Source organism: Pseudarthrobacter sp. (assembly GCF_036675385.1).
In the GTDB taxonomy this organism is placed as follows: Bacteria; Actinomycetota; Actinomycetes; order Actinomycetales; family Micrococcaceae; genus Arthrobacter.
The window spans coordinates 16,624-33,324 of the sequence record NZ_JAKFFD010000141.1 but is presented as its reverse complement, the minus strand read 5'-3'; the positions used below and the strand labels follow the sequence as shown (position 1 = coordinate 33,324).

Here is a 16,701-nt window from a genome sequence, read left to right as displayed (position 1 = left end):
CCCGCCGATATCAAGGTGGTCAAGTTCATCGACCAGATCAAGGGCGAGCTCGGCGAGGCTCCGGCCCCGCCGCCGAAGGGCGCCGGCGCCATCCAGGAAATCGTCAAGCGCTACACCTCCGAGGTCCTCTTCAACCGCCTGTCCACAGAAGAAGCCGGCAAGAAGGCCGTGGACGAGATGAAGTCCGCCATCAGCTAAGTCCCGCGCCGCCGTCGGGCTCTTCCGGATGCAGCTTCAGCAGGAAGCGTACGACGGCGAGTGGTCACCACAGTCCCGGCTGGAACCTTTGGTTCCGGCCGGGACTGTGGTGTTTAAGGTCTGTCTACTGGGTCCGGCTTTCCCGGCAGCCATGAGTCCTAGACGGGTGCCGGTCCTCATGGTCCACTAGGAGCACTTCAATTCATGGGGGAGAACATGAAGGCATTCGGTTGGACCGCCGCGGTGGCAACGCTGCTGATGTTGACTGGTTGCGCAGATAATGTGCCCACCGTGAATCCGGCGCCGAAGTCGCTGGAAGCTACTCCGCCCAGTGCCGTCCCCACTGGCAGTCCCACTCCATCCCCTCAGGCCTCAGGGGCGCCGGTTCAACCGATCACTATCCCGCTGGGTAGGCAGAAGCAGACTGGTGTCGAGGCGTGGCTGCCGGTCAGCGGCTACTCCGGAGCCCCGGGTTCGGAAATTACTTACGATGCCTCAGAGTCCGTGGGTGTTGTTGTGAAGTACGAATGGGACTTGGATGGGGACGGAAGCTACGACCGGACCACCACTGATCCCGTCCTCAAACACAGGTACAACGCAGCGTTCGAAGGAGTCATGATCCTGCGGGTGACAGGGATTGCCGGCGGCACCGACGTTTTGGAGACCCCCGTTCGCATCAGCACAACGCCCCTGTATCAGCGGCTGGCCGCGCCCTTGAACGTACAGGTGGAGGTTCTCTCCACCGTCGGCGGGATCAGTGAAGTCAAAGTCAGCTGGGAGTCTAACGACCCTGCAGTCTACAGATGGGGAGTGACCCTCGACGGCTTCCCGGCAGGCGTCGTTGACGGATCGACCCGCTCCGTCAACGTTACAGAGGTTCACCACGAGGAAGATGTCCTGGTTGAGGTCCTGGGCCTCACAGCCGACGGTGCTCTGGGGGAACGGGCGGGCACCACCTTGCCTGCGGGCGGGTAGAAGTCCGGAACCGAACCCACTCGGGCGGCGAGCTCAATTTCCGGTCACAGCACCAATTCCGGGATCGTTCGCCGCTGGCCGGCGTCGAAGTAGTCCATGAGCTCTGCGGGGAGGGCGGGAACTTCCCGGGCCGAGCCGTTGCCGCGCAGGGATTCGGCGGCCAGGACACCCGCGGCCACCGCCTGCCGGGCCGCGATGGGACTGGTCTGGGTCCGGCCGCCGTCGGCTGCGAAGCGCAGGAATTCGGCGATCAAGTTTGGATCGGCGCCGCCGTGGCCGCCTTCGCCGTCCTGGATTTCGATGACATCATCGGGCTCGGCGAAACCGGACGTCCGCGTGGTCCAGACCTTGATCTTGTCGCCGGGTCCGTCGCCGAAGTTCTCAATCCTGCCCTTGGTTCCGATGATGGTGTAGTTCCGCCAGTAGTCGGGCGTGAAATGGCACTGCTGGTAGGACGCAAGCACGCCGTTGTCCAGCACCATGTTCATCATGGAGATGTCCTCGACGTCGATTGTCGCGGCCAGGTCCTGCTGCTCGCTCGGCGGCCAGTTCGCCAGGGAATACCAGTCGCCCATCCGCTTGCCGCTGTTGTCGCTGCGCGTGGTCACCGAGCCATAGACTGCCAGGTCGCCGACGGCTGACACCCGCTGCGTGTAACCGTTGGCTAGCCAGTGGATGACGTCGATGTCATGCGCTCCCTTTTGCAGCAGCAGGGACGTGACGTTTTTGCGCTCGGAGTGCCAGTCCTTGAAGTAATAGTCTCCGCCGTGGCCAACGAAGTGGCGGCACCAAATGGCCTTGACCTCGCCGATCCGATCCTCCTCGATGAGCCCGCGCATCTGGACCACCACCGGCATATGCCGCATGTTGTGGCCGACATAAAGCCGCGTACCGGTCTCATATGCGGTCTGCAGGATGAGGTCCGCAGCCTCGATGGTGACATCCAGGGGCTTCTCGCAGAACGTGGTAATTCCGGCCCTTAGCGTGCGGACCGCGACGGCGGCGTGCTGGTTGTCCGGTGTGAGCACCAGTACGGCGTCAATGCCGCTGCCCAACAACTCATCAAGGTCCGCCGTTATCCGTGCGGAGGGAATGCGCTCGGCCGCATCTGCGCGGCCACGCTCGCTTGTGTCACACACAATGGTGACTTCCGAGCCTTGGCCCGGTTTATGCGCGTGGCGCCACAGCCCGGCACGCAGCCCGAACCCTACGATGCCGACCTTCAAATCCTTCTCCATGGTGTGCATACCTTCTGTCGATTCTCAGTAAAGTCTTGTTGCGGCGCCGCGGTGCGGCGCCGATTCCCGGACGAACAGTTGCCAGGGGAAGTCCAGGACACCGGGTTCGGTGTCCGGCCCAGTACCGGTGGCCCGGTCAAGCAGCAGCCGCGCGAGCCGGTCAAACAGGTCCACGGGACCTACGGTGCTCAGCGACGGGGACATCCGTTCGCCTTCGACCGTGTTGCCGACACCGATGATGTCGACGTCCTGACCCACGGTCAGGCCCAGCCGCTGGGCGGCGTTGATGGCGCTGATGGCCGCATAGTCCGTCGTGACGTAGAGGGCGGTGGGCCGGTCCCGCTGGCCGAGCAGGCGCGTGGCTGTCGCATACGCTCCGGCCGTGGTGCCGTCGAAGACACCCACGTACTCCTCCTGCACCGGAAGCCCGGCGGCCCGGAGGGCATCGACGTAGGCCAGGTACCGCGGGGCACCCCTCGAGCCGGACGCCGTCGAGGTGGTCAGGCAGCCGATCTTGCGGTGTCCCTCGAGCAGATGCGTCATCACCAGGGCGCAGCCGGGTCCGGCGATCGAACGGATCACGTCGAAGCCGTCCGGTTCCAGCAGCTCGTCGAAGACCACCAGGGTGGTTCCGTGGGCGGCAAGCCGGCGCGGTTCATCCCGGTCCCGCTCGCCCACGGCGTCCACGAAGACGGCGTCCGCATTGTGCGTGGCCAGGACCTTGACCCACTCGGCGTCGCCGAGGATCATCGGCGTGATTCCCAACGGCGCGGCGGCCCGTTGTACGGCTTCTATGACCGAGAGCGACCAAGGGTCGGAGAGCATGGTCAAGGACAGGATCACGGTGTTGGTGCGTCCGGTCCGGATGGCGCGTGCTGCCTGGTTCGGCCGGTAGCCCAGCCGCTCAGCCGCGGACCTGACCTTGTCCGCCGTCGGGTCCGAAACCCGGGGCCCGCCGTCTCCGCTGCGCCCGGACAGGACGTAGGAGACCGTGGCAGTCGACACCCCCGCGAGATCCGCCACCATGCGGATGGTGGGCCTTTGGCCCGTGCCTGTTGTCTTTGCCATGGTTTCCCCTTGATCGTTCCGTGGCTTGCCTGTTATTGCTTGTCCTGGTGCCCGCCGCCGCGGGGACCGGACTAGGTGCGGAAGACGGGTGCGTCGGAGGCCAGGGCTGCCTGGTATTCGTCGCGGATCTTGTCCCCGCCTTCACTCTTCCAGCGCTTGACGGCGTTCTGGAGTTCATTGATCTTGGCGCGGCCGGTGACAACGTCGGTGACCTTGTCGCGCAGCTGCTTTCCGATCTTGGCGCCAACCTTGGCGTTGGTGTCCGAGTAGGAACCGTTGGTGGGGTTGCGCCAGGCGATCTCGAGCAGCTTTTGCTGCTGCTGGTTCACGTAGCGGGTGTCATCGTCGAAGCCCGGGTTGAAGTTGACGTTCTCCGGGCTGGACATGATGGTCAGCGCCGAGACCAGGCCCGGCGCGTTGGTGGTGCCCGTTTCGGTCCGGAGCGGGTTGCCGTTTCCGTCCAGGGTGTAGTCCTGGCCCAGCTCGCCATAGTTCTTCTGCAGGTATTCGACCGTGCCGAAGGGGGCGGAGAGGTAGTTCATCAGCGCGAGGAGCTCACGGATCTTGGATTCGTCGGCCTTCTTGAACGGGGTGAAGCCCACTGTTCCGTAGCCCATGTCGTAGGTCGGCGTGACCTTGCCGTCGGCGCTGAACGGAACCAGGATCTCGAACCCGGCGGTTTCGTTGAGGGCGCGGTAGTCGTTGAGGTCGTGCGGTCCGCTGACCACCTGGGCGCCGACGCTGCCGTTGGCAACGCGGGCCCGGATGTCCGTCGCCTGGGCATCAGGGTAGAACACGCCGGCCGCGAACATTTTGGCCACGAATTCCACGCTGGCCGCGTACTCGTCGGTCTCGTAGAGGTTGGTCAGGGTGCGGTCCTTGTTCACGGCCCAGCCGTTGGGGGCGCCGAACCATTCACCCACCATGTGCAGGGCGTTGATATAGGACGGTTCCAGCGCATACTTCTGCTCGCCGGGACGGGTGATTTCCTTGGCCTTCGCCAGGAAGTCCTCCGCATTGCTGGCCCCGAAGCCGCCCACCTCGGCCCAGGTCTCGCGGTTGCCGATGTAGACCTGTCCGAAAGGCGTGCTGGGGATCGGTGCGCCCCAGATCTTGCCGTTGACGACGGCGGTCTTCCAGGAGTCCGGTTTCAGGGCCGCCAGGTTGGGGTACTCAAGCACGGCGTCGCCGGAGAGGTACGGGGTCAGATCCTGGAACTTGGCTTCCAGCATGGGGCCGATGTTAGGGATGCCCTGGTTCGGCGGAACCCACATCATGTCAGGGAGGTCGTTGCTGGCCAGGACGGTGGCGAACTTGGCGGGGTAGCCGTCGCCGATGTCCTCGGCGATCTGCAGTTCCAGGTCGCCGCCCAGCTTGGCATTAAGTCGCTGCCAGAAGGGGTTGTCCTTCATGGCGGGACTCATGGTGTCGAAGGTTTCGGTCAGGCCCGTCACCTTGCCCTTGAGCGGCGCGTCCTTGACGGACTGCACGGGCTTGGGCAGCTTGAAGTAGGCAGCCTGCAGGCCCTTGGCGTTGCCCGCCAGGTCCGGAGTCAGGCCGGTAAATTCCTTGTACGTGGGCAACTTGACCGAGGAAGAGGCAGAGGCGCCTCCGTTGGTGGAGCCGCCGCCTCCGCCGCATGCGGCGAGTCCCGCGGTGGTAATGGCAAGGCCTGCAAGGCCAAGGAATCCGCGGCGGCTGACGCCGGCCGCTCCTGAGATGGTGCTGGTCATGGAAGGACCCTTTCTTAGGTGGGTTGTATCGATGCTTCTTGCGTGGAGGGCATAGCTTGAGCTGGACGCAGCCGGGATCAGCCCTTGACTGCTCCGGTGATGACGCCCTTGGCGAAGTGCTTCTGCAGGAACGGATAAACCATGAGGATGGGAACCAGGGCCACCACCACCACAGCCATCTGGACGGACTGCGGCGGCGGCGTTGTGCTGATGCCCAGCTGTTCGGCAGCGCCACTGCCCTGGACAACGAAGTTGCGCAGGAGCAGTTGGATGGGCCACTTGCTGTGGTCGTTGATGTAGAGGAGCGCGTTGAAGAAGGAGTTCCAGAAGCCAACCGCATAGAACAGCCCGACGACGGCGATCACGGCTTTCGAGAGCGGCATCACGATGCGCCAGAGGATCTGCCAGTCGCTGGCGCCGTCGATCCTTGCGCTTTCGATCAGTTCACCGGGGATGTTCATAAAGAAGGACCTCATGACCACGAAGTTGAAGGCCCCGAAAATGCCGGGCAGGATCAGAGACCAGAGCGAGTCCAGCAAGTCCAGTTGGCGGATCATCAGGAACGACGGAATGAGGCCCGGGGCGAACAGCAGCGTGAAGAGGATCGCCAGGATCACCGGCCGGCCGAACAGCACGGACCGGCTGGTGGCGTACGCCATGGTGATGGTGACGAAGAGGGCCAGAAGGGTGCCCACCACGGTGATGAACAGGCTGACCCCGAGGGACTGGATGACCATGGGGCCCCTGAAGATGGTGGTGTAGGCCTCCAGTGTGGGCCGCTCGGGCCAGAGGACGAAGCCGCCGGCCCGCGTTAGCTGTTCGTTGTCCGCCAGGGAAGTGGACACAACCAGCAGGATCGGGGTCAGGATGGAAATGCTGAAGACGATCAGCACCAGGGCCTTGACGGTTTGGTAGAAGGGCGAGGGCCGCTCTTTCCAGACTGGGCGCTTGGGGTTGTAGCTCAGTGCCTTGACCTTGCGCGCGGCCAGGGGTTTCTTGGTGGATAGTGTGGTTGCCATCGTGTGCTCTCCTTGTCCGGTAGCCGGGCTGGCTAGCCGACCTTCTTCGCAAAAATTCCGTCTTCGCCAAAGCGGTGGGCAAGTTTGTTGGCGGCGTAGATCAGCAGGGCGCTGACCACTCCCTTGGCCAGGCCGGCCGCGGCGCCGGAACTCCAGCCTCCGCCGACTACGCCGGTGTAGTAGGTGAATGTGTCCAGGACCTCGGCGGCTCCGGCCCCAACAGCGTCGCGCTGCAGGATGAACTGTTCGAAGCCCACCGAGAGTATGTCGCCGATCCGCAGGATCAGGAGCAGGACGATGACCGGGCGGAGCCCCGGCAGCGTGATGTGCCACAAGCGGCGCCAACGCCCGGCGCCGTCGGCGGCTGCCGCCTCGTAAAGCGAGTTATCGATGCTGGCCATCGCGGCCAGGAAGATGATCATGGCCCAGCCGGCGTCTTTCCAGATCATTTGGACCACTACCAGGAGGGGGAACGTTTCCGGGTTGGTCATGAACGGCACGGCTTCCATGCCCAGCTGCCGCAGGGTGTTGTTAACAAAGCCCGCTCCGCCGAGCATCTGCTGGAAAAAGGCGATGACCAGGACCCAGGACAGGAAGTGCGGCAGGTAGGCGATGCTCTGGAAGACCCGGCGGACCCGGGTACTCACCAGCGAATCGACCACCAGCGCCAGCACAAGGGGTACAGGAAACAGGAAGACGAGCTGCCAGGCAGCCAGGTACAGGGTGTTCCAGAACGCATGGACGAAATCGGGGTTGCCGAAGAGGTCCACGAAATTCTGCCACCCCACCCAGAGGCTGTCACCGATGCCCAGGTAGGGCTGGTAGTCCTGGAACGCGATCACGTTGCCCAGGATGGGGATGTAAAAGAACAGCAGCAGGAACGCCGCCCCCGGCACCATCATGAGCAGCATCTGCTTGTCACGGCGCAGGCGGGACCGGAAACTCTGCGCGGGCACTTTGCCGGGTTTGACTTTGCGTATGCCAGCTTCCGGCGCCTGACCTCCCGGCCGACGCACTACCGGCGGTGCCGGGCGTTCTTCCGTCGTCGATTTCATACGTCTCCTCGGGTACTGGATTGCTTAGTGGCCGTGCGTTGCCGTGCACAGCTGGTCTTTAATCGTTTAACCAACATAAGTGATCCACATCTCATGTGCAAGATTATGATTGTATTGATTTATAAAAATCACTTTTCATCACGAGATTGACTCATTCTGATGCTCCATCCGTTGGCGTGTGCCCGAGCCGAATAGCAGTACTGAAGGTGCTGGGCGGTGTCAGCTGGCGATTCGCCGCGCTTATCCCTCCGTTTTGGGTCCATCTGGAAGCATCATTGCCTAGACATTTCATGAGCGTATATGCTGTAAAACAGTCATAAGTACTCAAAGCTGATCCTGGACCGCGCTGTCCGGATCGGCGTTCGCTTAGGAGAAGACAATGGTTGAGACCGTGCTGGGGACGTTCATGGAGCAGGAACTGCTCTCCCAACCCGACATATGGACACGGGCCATCGACCAATCGAGGTCCGAAGACCTGTTGCCCGCGGACGGGCTTGCCGTTGCTGTCATCGGCTGCGGAACGTCATGGTTCATGGCCCAGAGTTATGCGGTCATGCGGGAGCGTCTTGGCAAAGGACTGACGGATGCGTTTGCTGCCTCTGAGGCTTTCCTCAACCACAACAGCGCTCCCAGGACGTACGACGCAGTCGTAGTAATTACGCGCTCGGGCACCACCTCCGAGGTGCTGGAAGTGGTGGCCGGCCTGCGCGGGAAAGTCCCCACCGTGGCCCTGATCGGGGATTTGGAATCGCCCCTGGTGGGTCTTGCCGATACAGTGATCGGTTTGCCTTACGCCGACGAAAGATCTGTGGTGCAGACGCGGTTCGCTACCGCTGCGCTGGCGTACCTGCTGACCAACCTCGGCGTCGACCTGACCGAGGCCGTCGCCGACGCCCGGGACGCTGTCAGCACGGAAGTTCCGCATGAGCTGTTGGACGCGGAGCAGTTCACCTTCCTTGGCAGCGGGTGGACGGTCGGCTTGGCCCACGAGGCCGGGCTGAAGATGCGCGAAGCAGTCCAGGGGTGGACGGAGTCCTATTCGGCCATGGAGTACCGCCACGGTCCCATTTCCATCGCCGCACCGGGACGGGTGGTCTGGCTGCTGGGGGATGAGCCGGCCGGGCTCGAGGCCGACGTTGCCGAGACCGGCGCACTGTACATCCATGGCGGACAGCACCCCCTGGCGCAGCTGGCCCGCGTGCACAAGGTCACGCTGGAACGGGCCCGGGCGCGCGGCCTGAACCCTGATGTTCCGCGGAACTTGTCACGCTCCGTCATCCTTGCTGCCACCGCCACCGCCACCGCCACCGCCTCGGCCGGATAGGTAAGGTCATGGTCCCCAACCTGATGCCGCAGCCAGGAAACCTGCTCGGACCTGCCCCGGGCGATGTTATGGCTTTTGATGTCGGGGGAACCGACATCAAAGGAACAATGCTGAGCGCATCGGGTGACTTGCTTGATGTAGTGCGTGTCCCCACACCCCGGGACGGAGCACGGACGGCGGAAGCCGTCCTGGACCGGGTCCGCGAGCTGAGCAGGGAACTTTCCGAGCGCTCACCCGGGCTGCAGGCGAAAGCTGCAGGTCTTGTCGTTCCGGGGATCGTGAACGCGCGTGCAGGAGTGGGTGTCTTCTCCGCGAATCTGGGATGGACCAACTTCCCGTTCAGGGCAGAGTGCGAAAAACGCCTGGGGCTGCCCGTCGCCTTCGGCCACGACGTGACTTCGGCAGGCATAGCTGAATTCGAGCTTGGTGCCGGCCACGGATTCGACGATGTGGTGGTGATCATCATCGGTACAGGAATTGCCGGAACGGTTTTTGCCGGCGGACTGCCGGTGACAGCCGGTGGTTATGCGGGAGAATTCGGGCATTCGCTGGTTCCCGATCCCTCCGGAACCGGGACCGAGATCCTGGAATCGGTGGGCTCCGCTGCTGCCATCGCCCGACGGTACACGCGAATTTCCGGCAATGCCGTAGACGGAGCCAGCGAGGTCCTGACACGCATGCAGGCCGGCGACATCGCTGCCAGACAAGTCTGGGACGAAGCCATCGACGCCTTGGCGTTCACTGTTTCACAATGCATCACCGTCCTTGGCACGGAAGCAGTCATCGTCGGCGGCGGCCTGTCCGAGGCCGGTGATGAGCTGTTGGTACCGCTGCGCCGCAGGGTCGGGGAGCACCTGACCTTTCACCGGCGCCCCGAGATCCTCCAAGCCAGACTCGGCCAGGACGCCGGTCTCATCGGTGCCGCCTTGGGTGCACGGTCACTCCTGGCAGCCGAGTCAGGACAAGCATGAAACGCATAGTTACGGTCACCCCTAACCCGGCCGTGGACATGACATACCGAGTCCAGCGGATCACGCCCGGGTCAACCCATCGTGTAGCCACCCCCCTGATCAGGGCAGGAGGGAAGGGCCTCAACGTGGCGCGGGTTGCCCACCAACTGGGGTTTCCGGTCCTTGCACTTGCCCCGGCAGGGTCGGGCGCCGCCAGCACTGAGTTCAAGGCCGAACTCTCATCCAGCGGCATGCCCCACCGGATAATCCCCGTCGAAGCAGACACCAGGCGCAGCATTGCGGTCGTGGACACGTCGAAGGCTGACACCATCATCCTGAACGAACCGGGGCACCACCTCAGCGCCGCCGAATGGCAGTGCCTTCGGGCGGCTGTGAAGGATTCCCTCGTTCCGGGCGAAGGGATCCTCGTCGGATCGGGGAGCCTCCCTTCCGGGGCGGACCCTGACTTCTATGCCTCTTTGGTGACGTTGGCACATCACGCAGGTATACGGGCCATCATCGATACGTCGGGACCGGGCCTGGTGTCTGCTGCCAGGGCAGGAGCTGACCTGGTCAAGCCGAACCATCACGAACTGAGGGAGGCCACGGGCGAAGACGACCCAGTCGTGGCGGCCTGCCAGCTGATCAGGATGGGAGCTCACCGTGTGATGGTCAGTTCCGGTGCGGCAGGAATGATGATGTTCGACGCGGCTGATCCGGCCAAGTACTGGCATGCCCGGCTTCCTTACGGCCTGGGCGGCAATCCCACAGGCGCCGGAGACGCAGCCGTGGCCGCCGCAGCAACATGTCTTTCCGAGGGCATCTCGAGCCCAGATGACATTCTCCGGGCCGCGACCGCATGGTCGGCCGCTGCCGTCCTTATGCCGGCCGCGGGGGAAATCTCACCCCAATACGCAGAACTTGCCGATCAACTGATCGTGACCCAGAAGGAGATCCCATGACACTGGCCACCACCCGCGAGCTGATGGACCAGGCCGCAACGCGCTGGGCCGGACAAGGTGCGTTCAACGTCGTCCACCTGGAGACGCTGGAGGCTCTCATTGCGGGAGCGGAGGAAGCCGAACTTCCAGTGATCCTCCAGATCTCCGAAAATTGCGCTAGGTTCCACGGCGGCCTTGAGCCCTTGGCCCTGGCGTCGCTGGCTGCCGCCGACAAGGCATCCGTTCCCGTTGCCCTACATCTGGACCACGCCGAGTCTGAAGAGCTCGCTCGCCAGGCTGTTGACCTGGGTTTTGGTTCCGTGATGTTCGACGGATCCCGGCTGGACTATGAGCAAAACGTCGCAGCTACCCGTCGCGTCAGTGACTATGCCCGTGCCCGCGGCGTATATATCGAGGCTGAGTTGGGCAAGGTCGGCGGGAAGGACGGGGCCCATGCCCCCGGTGTGCGCACGGACCCGGCCGAGGCCGCGGCTTTCGTAGCGGCCACCGGCGTGGATTCGCTGGCTGTCGCCGTCGGCTCATCCCATGCCATGACGGAACGAAATGCCTCACTGGACCTCAGGCTCATCGCCCGGCTGAAAGCGGCCCTGGACGTCCCCCTCGTGCTGCACGGTTCGTCAGGAGTCTCCGACGCGGCCATCGTCGCCGCCATCTCCGCCGGCATGACTAAGATCAATGTGTCCACCCATTTGAACGGGTTCTTCACACGGGCCGTCCGAGAGTATCTGGTCGCAGACCCGGCGGCTGTAGACTCGCGAAAATACTTCAAGGCCGGACGCGCAGCCTTAGTGCCGGAAGTTTCCCGGCTGTTGAGGCTGTTCGCGGACAGGCCCCATGCCTGAAAGGCTTCGAATGACCCGCACCGACCGGCTCGCAGCGATACTTGATCTGCTCGCCGAGTCGGGGGAAATCGAGATCGAAGAGGTTGTTGAGAAACTCGGTGTCTCACCGGCCACGGCCCGTCGCGACCTTGACAGCCTCGCCAAGCAGCAGCTCCTCACCCGCACCCACGGGGGAGCAACAACCGGTTCGGTGGCCTACGACCTGCCTGGGCGCTACAACCGGGACGACAACGCCGAAGCCAAGCAACGTATCGCCCTGGCAGCTTCCGCCCTTGTTATGCCGGGGTCGGTCATTGGCCTTTCGGGAGGAACCACGACGACGGCCCTTGCCCAGGTGCTGGCCACCCGCCCGGACCTCAGCGTGAGATCGGACCGTCCGATGTTGACTGTGGTAACTAATGCCATAAATATTGCGGCACGCCTGGCGGTCCGGCCAAACATCAAGGTTATGGTCACCGGAGGGATCCTGAGTCCGCGCTCCTACGAACTCGTCGGTCCGTACACCGAGCTCCTGATGGACCGGATCGCCCTTGACATGGCATTCATTGGGGTCAACGGCATCGATCCCGTCCTGGGTCCCACAATCTCCGACGAAGGCGAAGCCGCAATCAACGTCCTGATGGCCCGCCGGGCAGCGGTGTCCTACGTACTCGCTGATTCCTCCAAAGTCGGCAAGCGAGCCTTTGCAACCATGGCCGGCTATACGTTCGCGCGGCTGCTCACGGATGCGGGCATTTCGGCTAAGGATCGGGCCGCCTTCGAAGCCACGGGAACCAAAGTGTCCGTCGCTTCATAAGCTTTCCGGGCTGCAGGCCGCGGTGATCTAGACGCAGCCGGTGCCCGGCCGCATTACACAAACGCTCGGCTGGGTACCCCAGCCGAGCGTTTTGCGTTCTGTTCTTGTTTACGTATTGCAGACGAACCTTGCTTCTGCCCAGTCTGCCCAGTCGTCGCCCGTATCATCGCCGTTACTGTAGGCGATGAGCTCGACATCGTGCCGTCCGGTGATATCGACGTTCAGCGGCAACGCCGCGGTGTCCGCGCTGACGACGGGGCTTCGGTACAACTCGACGCCGTCACCCTTGACAATGAAAATCACGGAGCCGTGAAGTCCCTTGTTCAGTTTGATGTCGTCAACACCCACCGTGGCCTCGAAGGACTGGCACTTTGCCTGGGTGTTGATCCTGACGCTGGAGTTGGCATGCACGCCGATTCCCTTGGCATAGCTCCGGCCATCGAGCTTGATCGCGGGACCGTCGCCAGCCGCGCTCTCGCCGTTGGCCATGTCGCGCTCCGCCGGTCCCCAGCCGTTGGTGGAACTTGCCCAGGGAAGGTCGGAGGCGAACACCGTGCCGGAGAGTTCTCCGGCGGACGGCGTCACAGGCGGGGCGGTGGCGGTGCTGGAACAGGTGAACTTTGCCTCCGCCCAGTCGGCGTGGTCGTTGCCGTTCCCGTCGCCTGAATCGTTGGCCACCAGGTCAACGTAGGCGGCGCCCGTGACATCCACGGTGAGCGGCAGCGGGGCACTCAGCGCAGCCAGGACGGGGGTCGTGACCTTCGTGGCGCCGTCGGCCACCACGGAGAACTTCACACTGCCGCGTGCTGCCTGGGCATCGTCGATGCCCACCACGGCCGTGAAGGAGGTGCAGTAGCCGCCGAGGTAGTAGCGGACCGTGCTGTTGGCGTGGGCGCCGAGGCCCTTCGCGAAGGCCGTGCCGTTGAGCTTCAGCGGGCGGCCGTCGCCGGTGCCCTGCTCGCCGTTGGACATATCCTTCTCCACCGGGCCCCAGCCGTTCGTGGCGCTCACCCACGGGTGGTCGCTGGCGAAGACCGAGGCCTGCGGCGGCTTGGGCAGCGTGCGCACCGAGGTGCTCGTGCTGATGGTGCGGGCACCGGCCGGCTCCGTGGTGGTGTAGTAGCGGGCCGTGGCCTTGACGGTGTAGTCGCCATCGGCATCCGCCGGGGCGGTCAGCTTCCACGTGGTGGCCAGGCGTCCGCCGGCGGGGAGCGTGGCGGCGGTGGCGGGAGTGGCCCGGGTTGCCGTCCAGCCCTGCGGCAGTTCGAGTTCCACGGCCAGGTCCGCGATCGCGGCCGGTTCATCGGAAACGAACGTGGTCACGAAGTCCTGGGCCTTGCCCTGCTGCACCACGTCGCCCTGGAGGGCCGCGCTGAGCTGGGCGCAGGCCGGTACGGCCTCGGACGCGCCGAGGTCTTCGACCAGGAGGTTGTCCAGGGTGAAGTCCGAACCGTTCGAAGAACCGGTGCGCTGCAGGCCGACGAAGTAGTCGCCGCAGAAGCCGGTGTCCAGGACCTGCTCAAAGCGTGCCGAGGTGGTCTGCTCGCCGAGGGGCTGGCTTCCGGTCACTGCCGGACCTGCCTGGGAATCGTAGCCGGAAACCCAGGCGTACTGCCCTGCCTTGGAGTTCTGGTAGTCGAAGGAGACCTTGTACTTGTGGCCTGCCTGGAACGGCACGGTATGGCCGGTGGTGCGGTAAACCATGCCGGGGCCGCCGTTGGGGGCGAGGTTTTCGTCGTGGGCGATGAGCGACCAGGTGCCGCCCAGGACCTCGTCGATGACGTTGGTGTTCCAGCCCTTCTGGGTGAAGGGTGCGTTGCGTTCGGTGAGGTGCGTGCGGGGATCGGTGGAACCGCCGGCGTTGCCCTTCACAAACGGTCCCCAGCCCTGGTCAACGTTCTCAAAGTCCTCACTGAGGACGCCGGTGGTGGGAACACGCTTCGTTTCCACGGCCCGGAAGTCGTCCACGCGGACCTTCGCTGTGCCGTCGCCTGCCTGGAAGCTGATAGTGGGGCGGGTGCCGTTCGTGGGGACATCGATGAGCACGCGGAGGCGCTGGAAGTTGGTGCCGGTCTTTTCATCGGCCGCGACGAAGTTCGTCGCGTTGGAGCTGTCCACGGTGATGGTCTCGGTCTTGCCTCCGGGAACCTGCACCTCCAAGGTGGTGGGGCGCGTCTGGCCGGGCTCGATTTCGACGACGGCGCTGACGGAATACGTGCCGGCCTTGAACGGCAGCAGCTGCTGTGAGATGGAGGATGCGCCGGCGCCGAGTTCGGCGTAGCGGCGGCCCTTTGCATCGCGGACGATCGCGGCCGTGCCTGTTGGGCTCCACTTGTTGAGGTCCGCGGCGTTGAAGCCGGGGTCATTGATCCGGGTGCCTTCGCCGAAGGAGGCGTCGGCGGGGACGCTGACGGTGGCGGCGTTGGCGGTCAGCACGTAGGGCTGGCCGGAATCTGCGGCGAGGGTGACCTGGCCATTGACCACCGGGATGTCGGCCACCTTGATGCGTCCGCTGTCCGTCAGTTTGAACTGCTGGAGGCTGGTCGCGTTGCGGTAGGCGTCGGTGAGCGTCCAGGTGGTGCTGCCGCCGGCCGGGTTGTGGTGGTAGAGCTTGTCCAGTGCGCCGCCCGCCGTGGAGGCCCAGGGGAGCAGGTACTTGTCGCCCTGGAGCACGGAGACGCCGTTGACCGTGATGTCGCGTGCCGCGGCCGTGTTGCCAGTGACTGCCACGCCGTCGGCGAGGTCGATGCGGTCGGCGGTCCACTTGGTGATCTCGTGGTGCTGCAGGTACTTCGCCGGCAGGTTGGCGGTCCAGATGTTGTTGTAGAACGCGTTGTAATCGTTCTGGCCCGTCCAGCCTTCGAATTCCACGATGTGCGAGACGCCCAGCTTGGCGTCCGGGTTCCAGACGTCGGACTGCGTGTTGTTGATGAAGCGCAGGATCTGCGAGTTGACGCCCTTGTTGGTGCTGCCGCCGTACTTCTCATCATTGGCCCAGTGCGACCAGGTGTTGTTGCGGGCGAGCTTGTCGGCCCACTCGGAACCAACGCGGAAGCCATTCTTGATGAGTTCTTTCTGGATGGTCTCGGCGAGCCAGCCATATTCGTAGTAGACGTCCACATAGGCGAAGTCGAGGTTGCCGTCGGTGGCGTCGGCGAGTTCCTTGATGCGCTGGGCCAGTTTGCCGGAGTTGATGTCCTGGCGCTGGTTGATCGTGTAGGACTGATCCAGCCAGTTCCAGCCGAGGCGCTTGTCCGCCGTCAGGAGATCTTCGCTGAAGGACTTGGCCTCGGGGTAGATCTCTGTGGCGTTGATGTGGACGCCGAAGGAGGCATTCCATGCCTTGCCTGCCGAGACAAGCTTGTTGAGGTCTTCAAGGCCGCCGGCCCGGGTGTTGAAGTTGTCGCCATAGTCCGTGTTGGCCGAGTCGTGGCCTTCGCTGGTGAAGCCCTTGAGCATGGCCACCTGGCCGAGGCCGTCGGTGGCCAGGGAGATGCGCTTGACGTCATCGAGGGTCCGCAGGAACGGGTGGGTCGCCTGCGAAGCGAAGTTGAACGGGATGTGGGTGATGACGTTGTCAGGTGTCTGTTCGCCCTTGAAGGCCTTGACCTCAATCGATCGCATGGCGATCGCCGCGTCCTGCCAGTCAACGACGGAATCTGCGTTGGCGTCCGTGGTGATGGCCACCCGTGTCCACGGCAGTTCCTCGGTCTGGTCGGAACCGGCGGTCCTGTAGAGCCACTGTCCGCTGGCAACGCCGATTTTCACCCCGCCGGCACCGTCGCTGACGGCTTGGCGCCAAAAGCGCCCCTTGTCCTTGGCGCCGGGGCCGGAGGAAGTGTCGTAAAGGGAGTTGGATTCGAACGCGGCTGCGATTTGGGAAGTGTTCGCAAGCACGTAGGCGGAACTCTTGGCAACAGCATCCAGGGGAGTTGCACCGGTTACCGGAATAAATTCATCACCGGTGGCGCCGCGGTCCACTGAAAGGTCGGCAGCAGAGACCTGCGCGGCGGGTTCAGCAGAGGACACAGTTGCAAGGTTCAGCTTGGGCAGCTGCAGCGTCGAAACCTTGTTCTCCGCTGTGTCATTGATTTTCGTAACGTTGAAGTTGACGGCGCTCCCCTCTACTGAGAGGCGGGCCTCCAGCGTGATGCCACCCATTCCGGGAACAGTCATGACATAGTTCACCGACCCGGCGTCGGTCTTGGCTGACGTCGTCGAAACCAGATGTTCCGTGCCGTTGATGGTGATCGTGTTCAGCTGCTCTGCGGTGCCGTGAAGCATGGCGCCGGTGCGTACATCCGTGTACGTCACCACCTGTGGAAACGAAGCGGATACCAAAACGGAAATCTGATCGGACGTGATTGTTTCGGTTCCCGGCAACGGCGCAGCTTGCGCAGCTGAGATCGACAGGAATGGCAGGGAAGCGGAGGCCAAAACACACGCCAAGCTCAAACTGGTGAGCCGCCGCGGTGACAAAATATTGGACATAAATGATCCTTAACGATTTTTTAGGGGCGATATCGCTCATGTGCTTGCAT

Annotated in this window: 12 protein-coding genes and 1 pseudogene; 7 read left to right on the top strand and 6 right to left on the bottom strand. The window is 63.7% G+C overall.

The window, feature by feature from the left end; all coding sequences use genetic code 11:
* Positions 1 to 198: pseudogene (locus V6M49_RS11090) on the top strand (ABC transporter substrate-binding protein); the annotation flags it as partial.
* Between the two features lie 216 nt (positions 199 to 414).
* Complete coding sequence (locus V6M49_RS11085; RefSeq protein ID WP_332761141.1) at positions 415 to 1,173, top strand: hypothetical protein; 759 nt, start codon at positions 415 to 417, stop codon at positions 1,171 to 1,173.
* A gap of 44 nt (positions 1,174 to 1,217) precedes the next feature.
* On the opposite strand, the gene V6M49_RS11080 is transcribed toward V6M49_RS11085, so the two are convergent.
* From V6M49_RS11080 to V6M49_RS11060, 5 genes are all read right to left on the bottom strand, one after another.
* Positions 1,218 to 2,420: a Gfo/Idh/MocA family protein gene (locus V6M49_RS11080; RefSeq protein ID WP_141141542.1), complete on the bottom strand. Its 1,203-nt coding sequence runs from the start codon at positions 2,418 to 2,420 to the stop codon at positions 1,218 to 1,220.
* Between the two features lie 15 nt (positions 2,421 to 2,435).
* Positions 2,436 to 3,479, bottom strand: coding sequence for a LacI family DNA-binding transcriptional regulator (locus V6M49_RS11075; RefSeq protein ID WP_141141541.1), 1,044 nt, complete (start codon positions 3,477 to 3,479; stop codon positions 2,436 to 2,438).
* Between the two features lie 71 nt (positions 3,480 to 3,550).
* The gene (locus tag V6M49_RS11070) at positions 3,551 to 5,212 is read right to left on the bottom strand and encodes a sugar ABC transporter substrate-binding protein (RefSeq protein WP_332761140.1); all 1,662 of its coding nucleotides are present in this window, start codon (positions 5,210 to 5,212) and stop codon (positions 3,551 to 3,553) included.
* A gap of 77 nt (positions 5,213 to 5,289) precedes the next feature.
* Entirely contained in the window at positions 5,290 to 6,231 is a 942-nt protein-coding gene (locus tag V6M49_RS11065; protein ID WP_141141539.1) for a carbohydrate ABC transporter permease, read from the bottom strand.
* A 32-nt stretch (positions 6,232 to 6,263) separates the two neighbouring features.
* Entirely contained in the window at positions 6,264 to 7,286 is a 1,023-nt protein-coding gene (locus V6M49_RS11060; protein ID WP_332761139.1) for an ABC transporter permease, read from the bottom strand.
* A gap of 379 nt (positions 7,287 to 7,665) precedes the next feature.
* Between V6M49_RS11060 and V6M49_RS11055 the strand changes: the two genes are divergently transcribed.
* From V6M49_RS11055 to V6M49_RS11035, 5 genes are read left to right on the top strand one after another with little or no spacing between them, the layout of a single operon-like run.
* Positions 7,666 to 8,610, top strand: a complete 945-nt coding sequence (locus V6M49_RS11055; protein WP_332761138.1) for an SIS domain-containing protein — start codon at positions 7,666 to 7,668, stop codon at positions 8,608 to 8,610.
* 8 nt (positions 8,611 to 8,618) lie between these two features.
* Positions 8,619 to 9,581, top strand: coding sequence for an ROK family protein (locus tag V6M49_RS11050; protein ID WP_246848608.1), 963 nt, complete (start codon positions 8,619 to 8,621; stop codon positions 9,579 to 9,581).
* Positions 9,578 to 10,522, top strand: coding sequence for a 1-phosphofructokinase family hexose kinase (locus tag V6M49_RS11045; RefSeq protein WP_332761137.1), 945 nt, complete (start codon positions 9,578 to 9,580; stop codon positions 10,520 to 10,522). Before V6M49_RS11050 ends, V6M49_RS11045 begins: the two co-directional genes overlap by 4 nt.
* Positions 10,519 to 11,364, top strand: coding sequence for a class II fructose-bisphosphate aldolase (locus V6M49_RS11040; protein WP_332761136.1), 846 nt, complete (start codon positions 10,519 to 10,521; stop codon positions 11,362 to 11,364). The genes V6M49_RS11045 and V6M49_RS11040 overlap by 4 nt, the downstream gene beginning before the upstream one ends.
* Positions 11,365 to 11,374: 10 nt before the next feature.
* Positions 11,375 to 12,160 (top strand): DeoR/GlpR family DNA-binding transcription regulator, encoded by a 786-nt coding sequence (locus V6M49_RS11035; protein ID WP_141141534.1) that lies wholly within the window; start codon positions 11,375 to 11,377, stop codon positions 12,158 to 12,160.
* 108 nt (positions 12,161 to 12,268) lie between these two features.
* Here the strand turns inward: V6M49_RS11035 and V6M49_RS11030 are convergent, their stop codons facing one another.
* Positions 12,269 to 16,651 carry an endo-alpha-N-acetylgalactosaminidase family protein gene (locus tag V6M49_RS11030; RefSeq protein ID WP_332761135.1) on the bottom strand — a complete coding sequence of 1,461 codons (4,383 nt, stop codon included), beginning with the start codon at positions 16,649 to 16,651 and terminating at the stop codon, positions 12,269 to 12,271.
* Positions 16,652 to 16,701 lie beyond the last annotated feature (50 nt).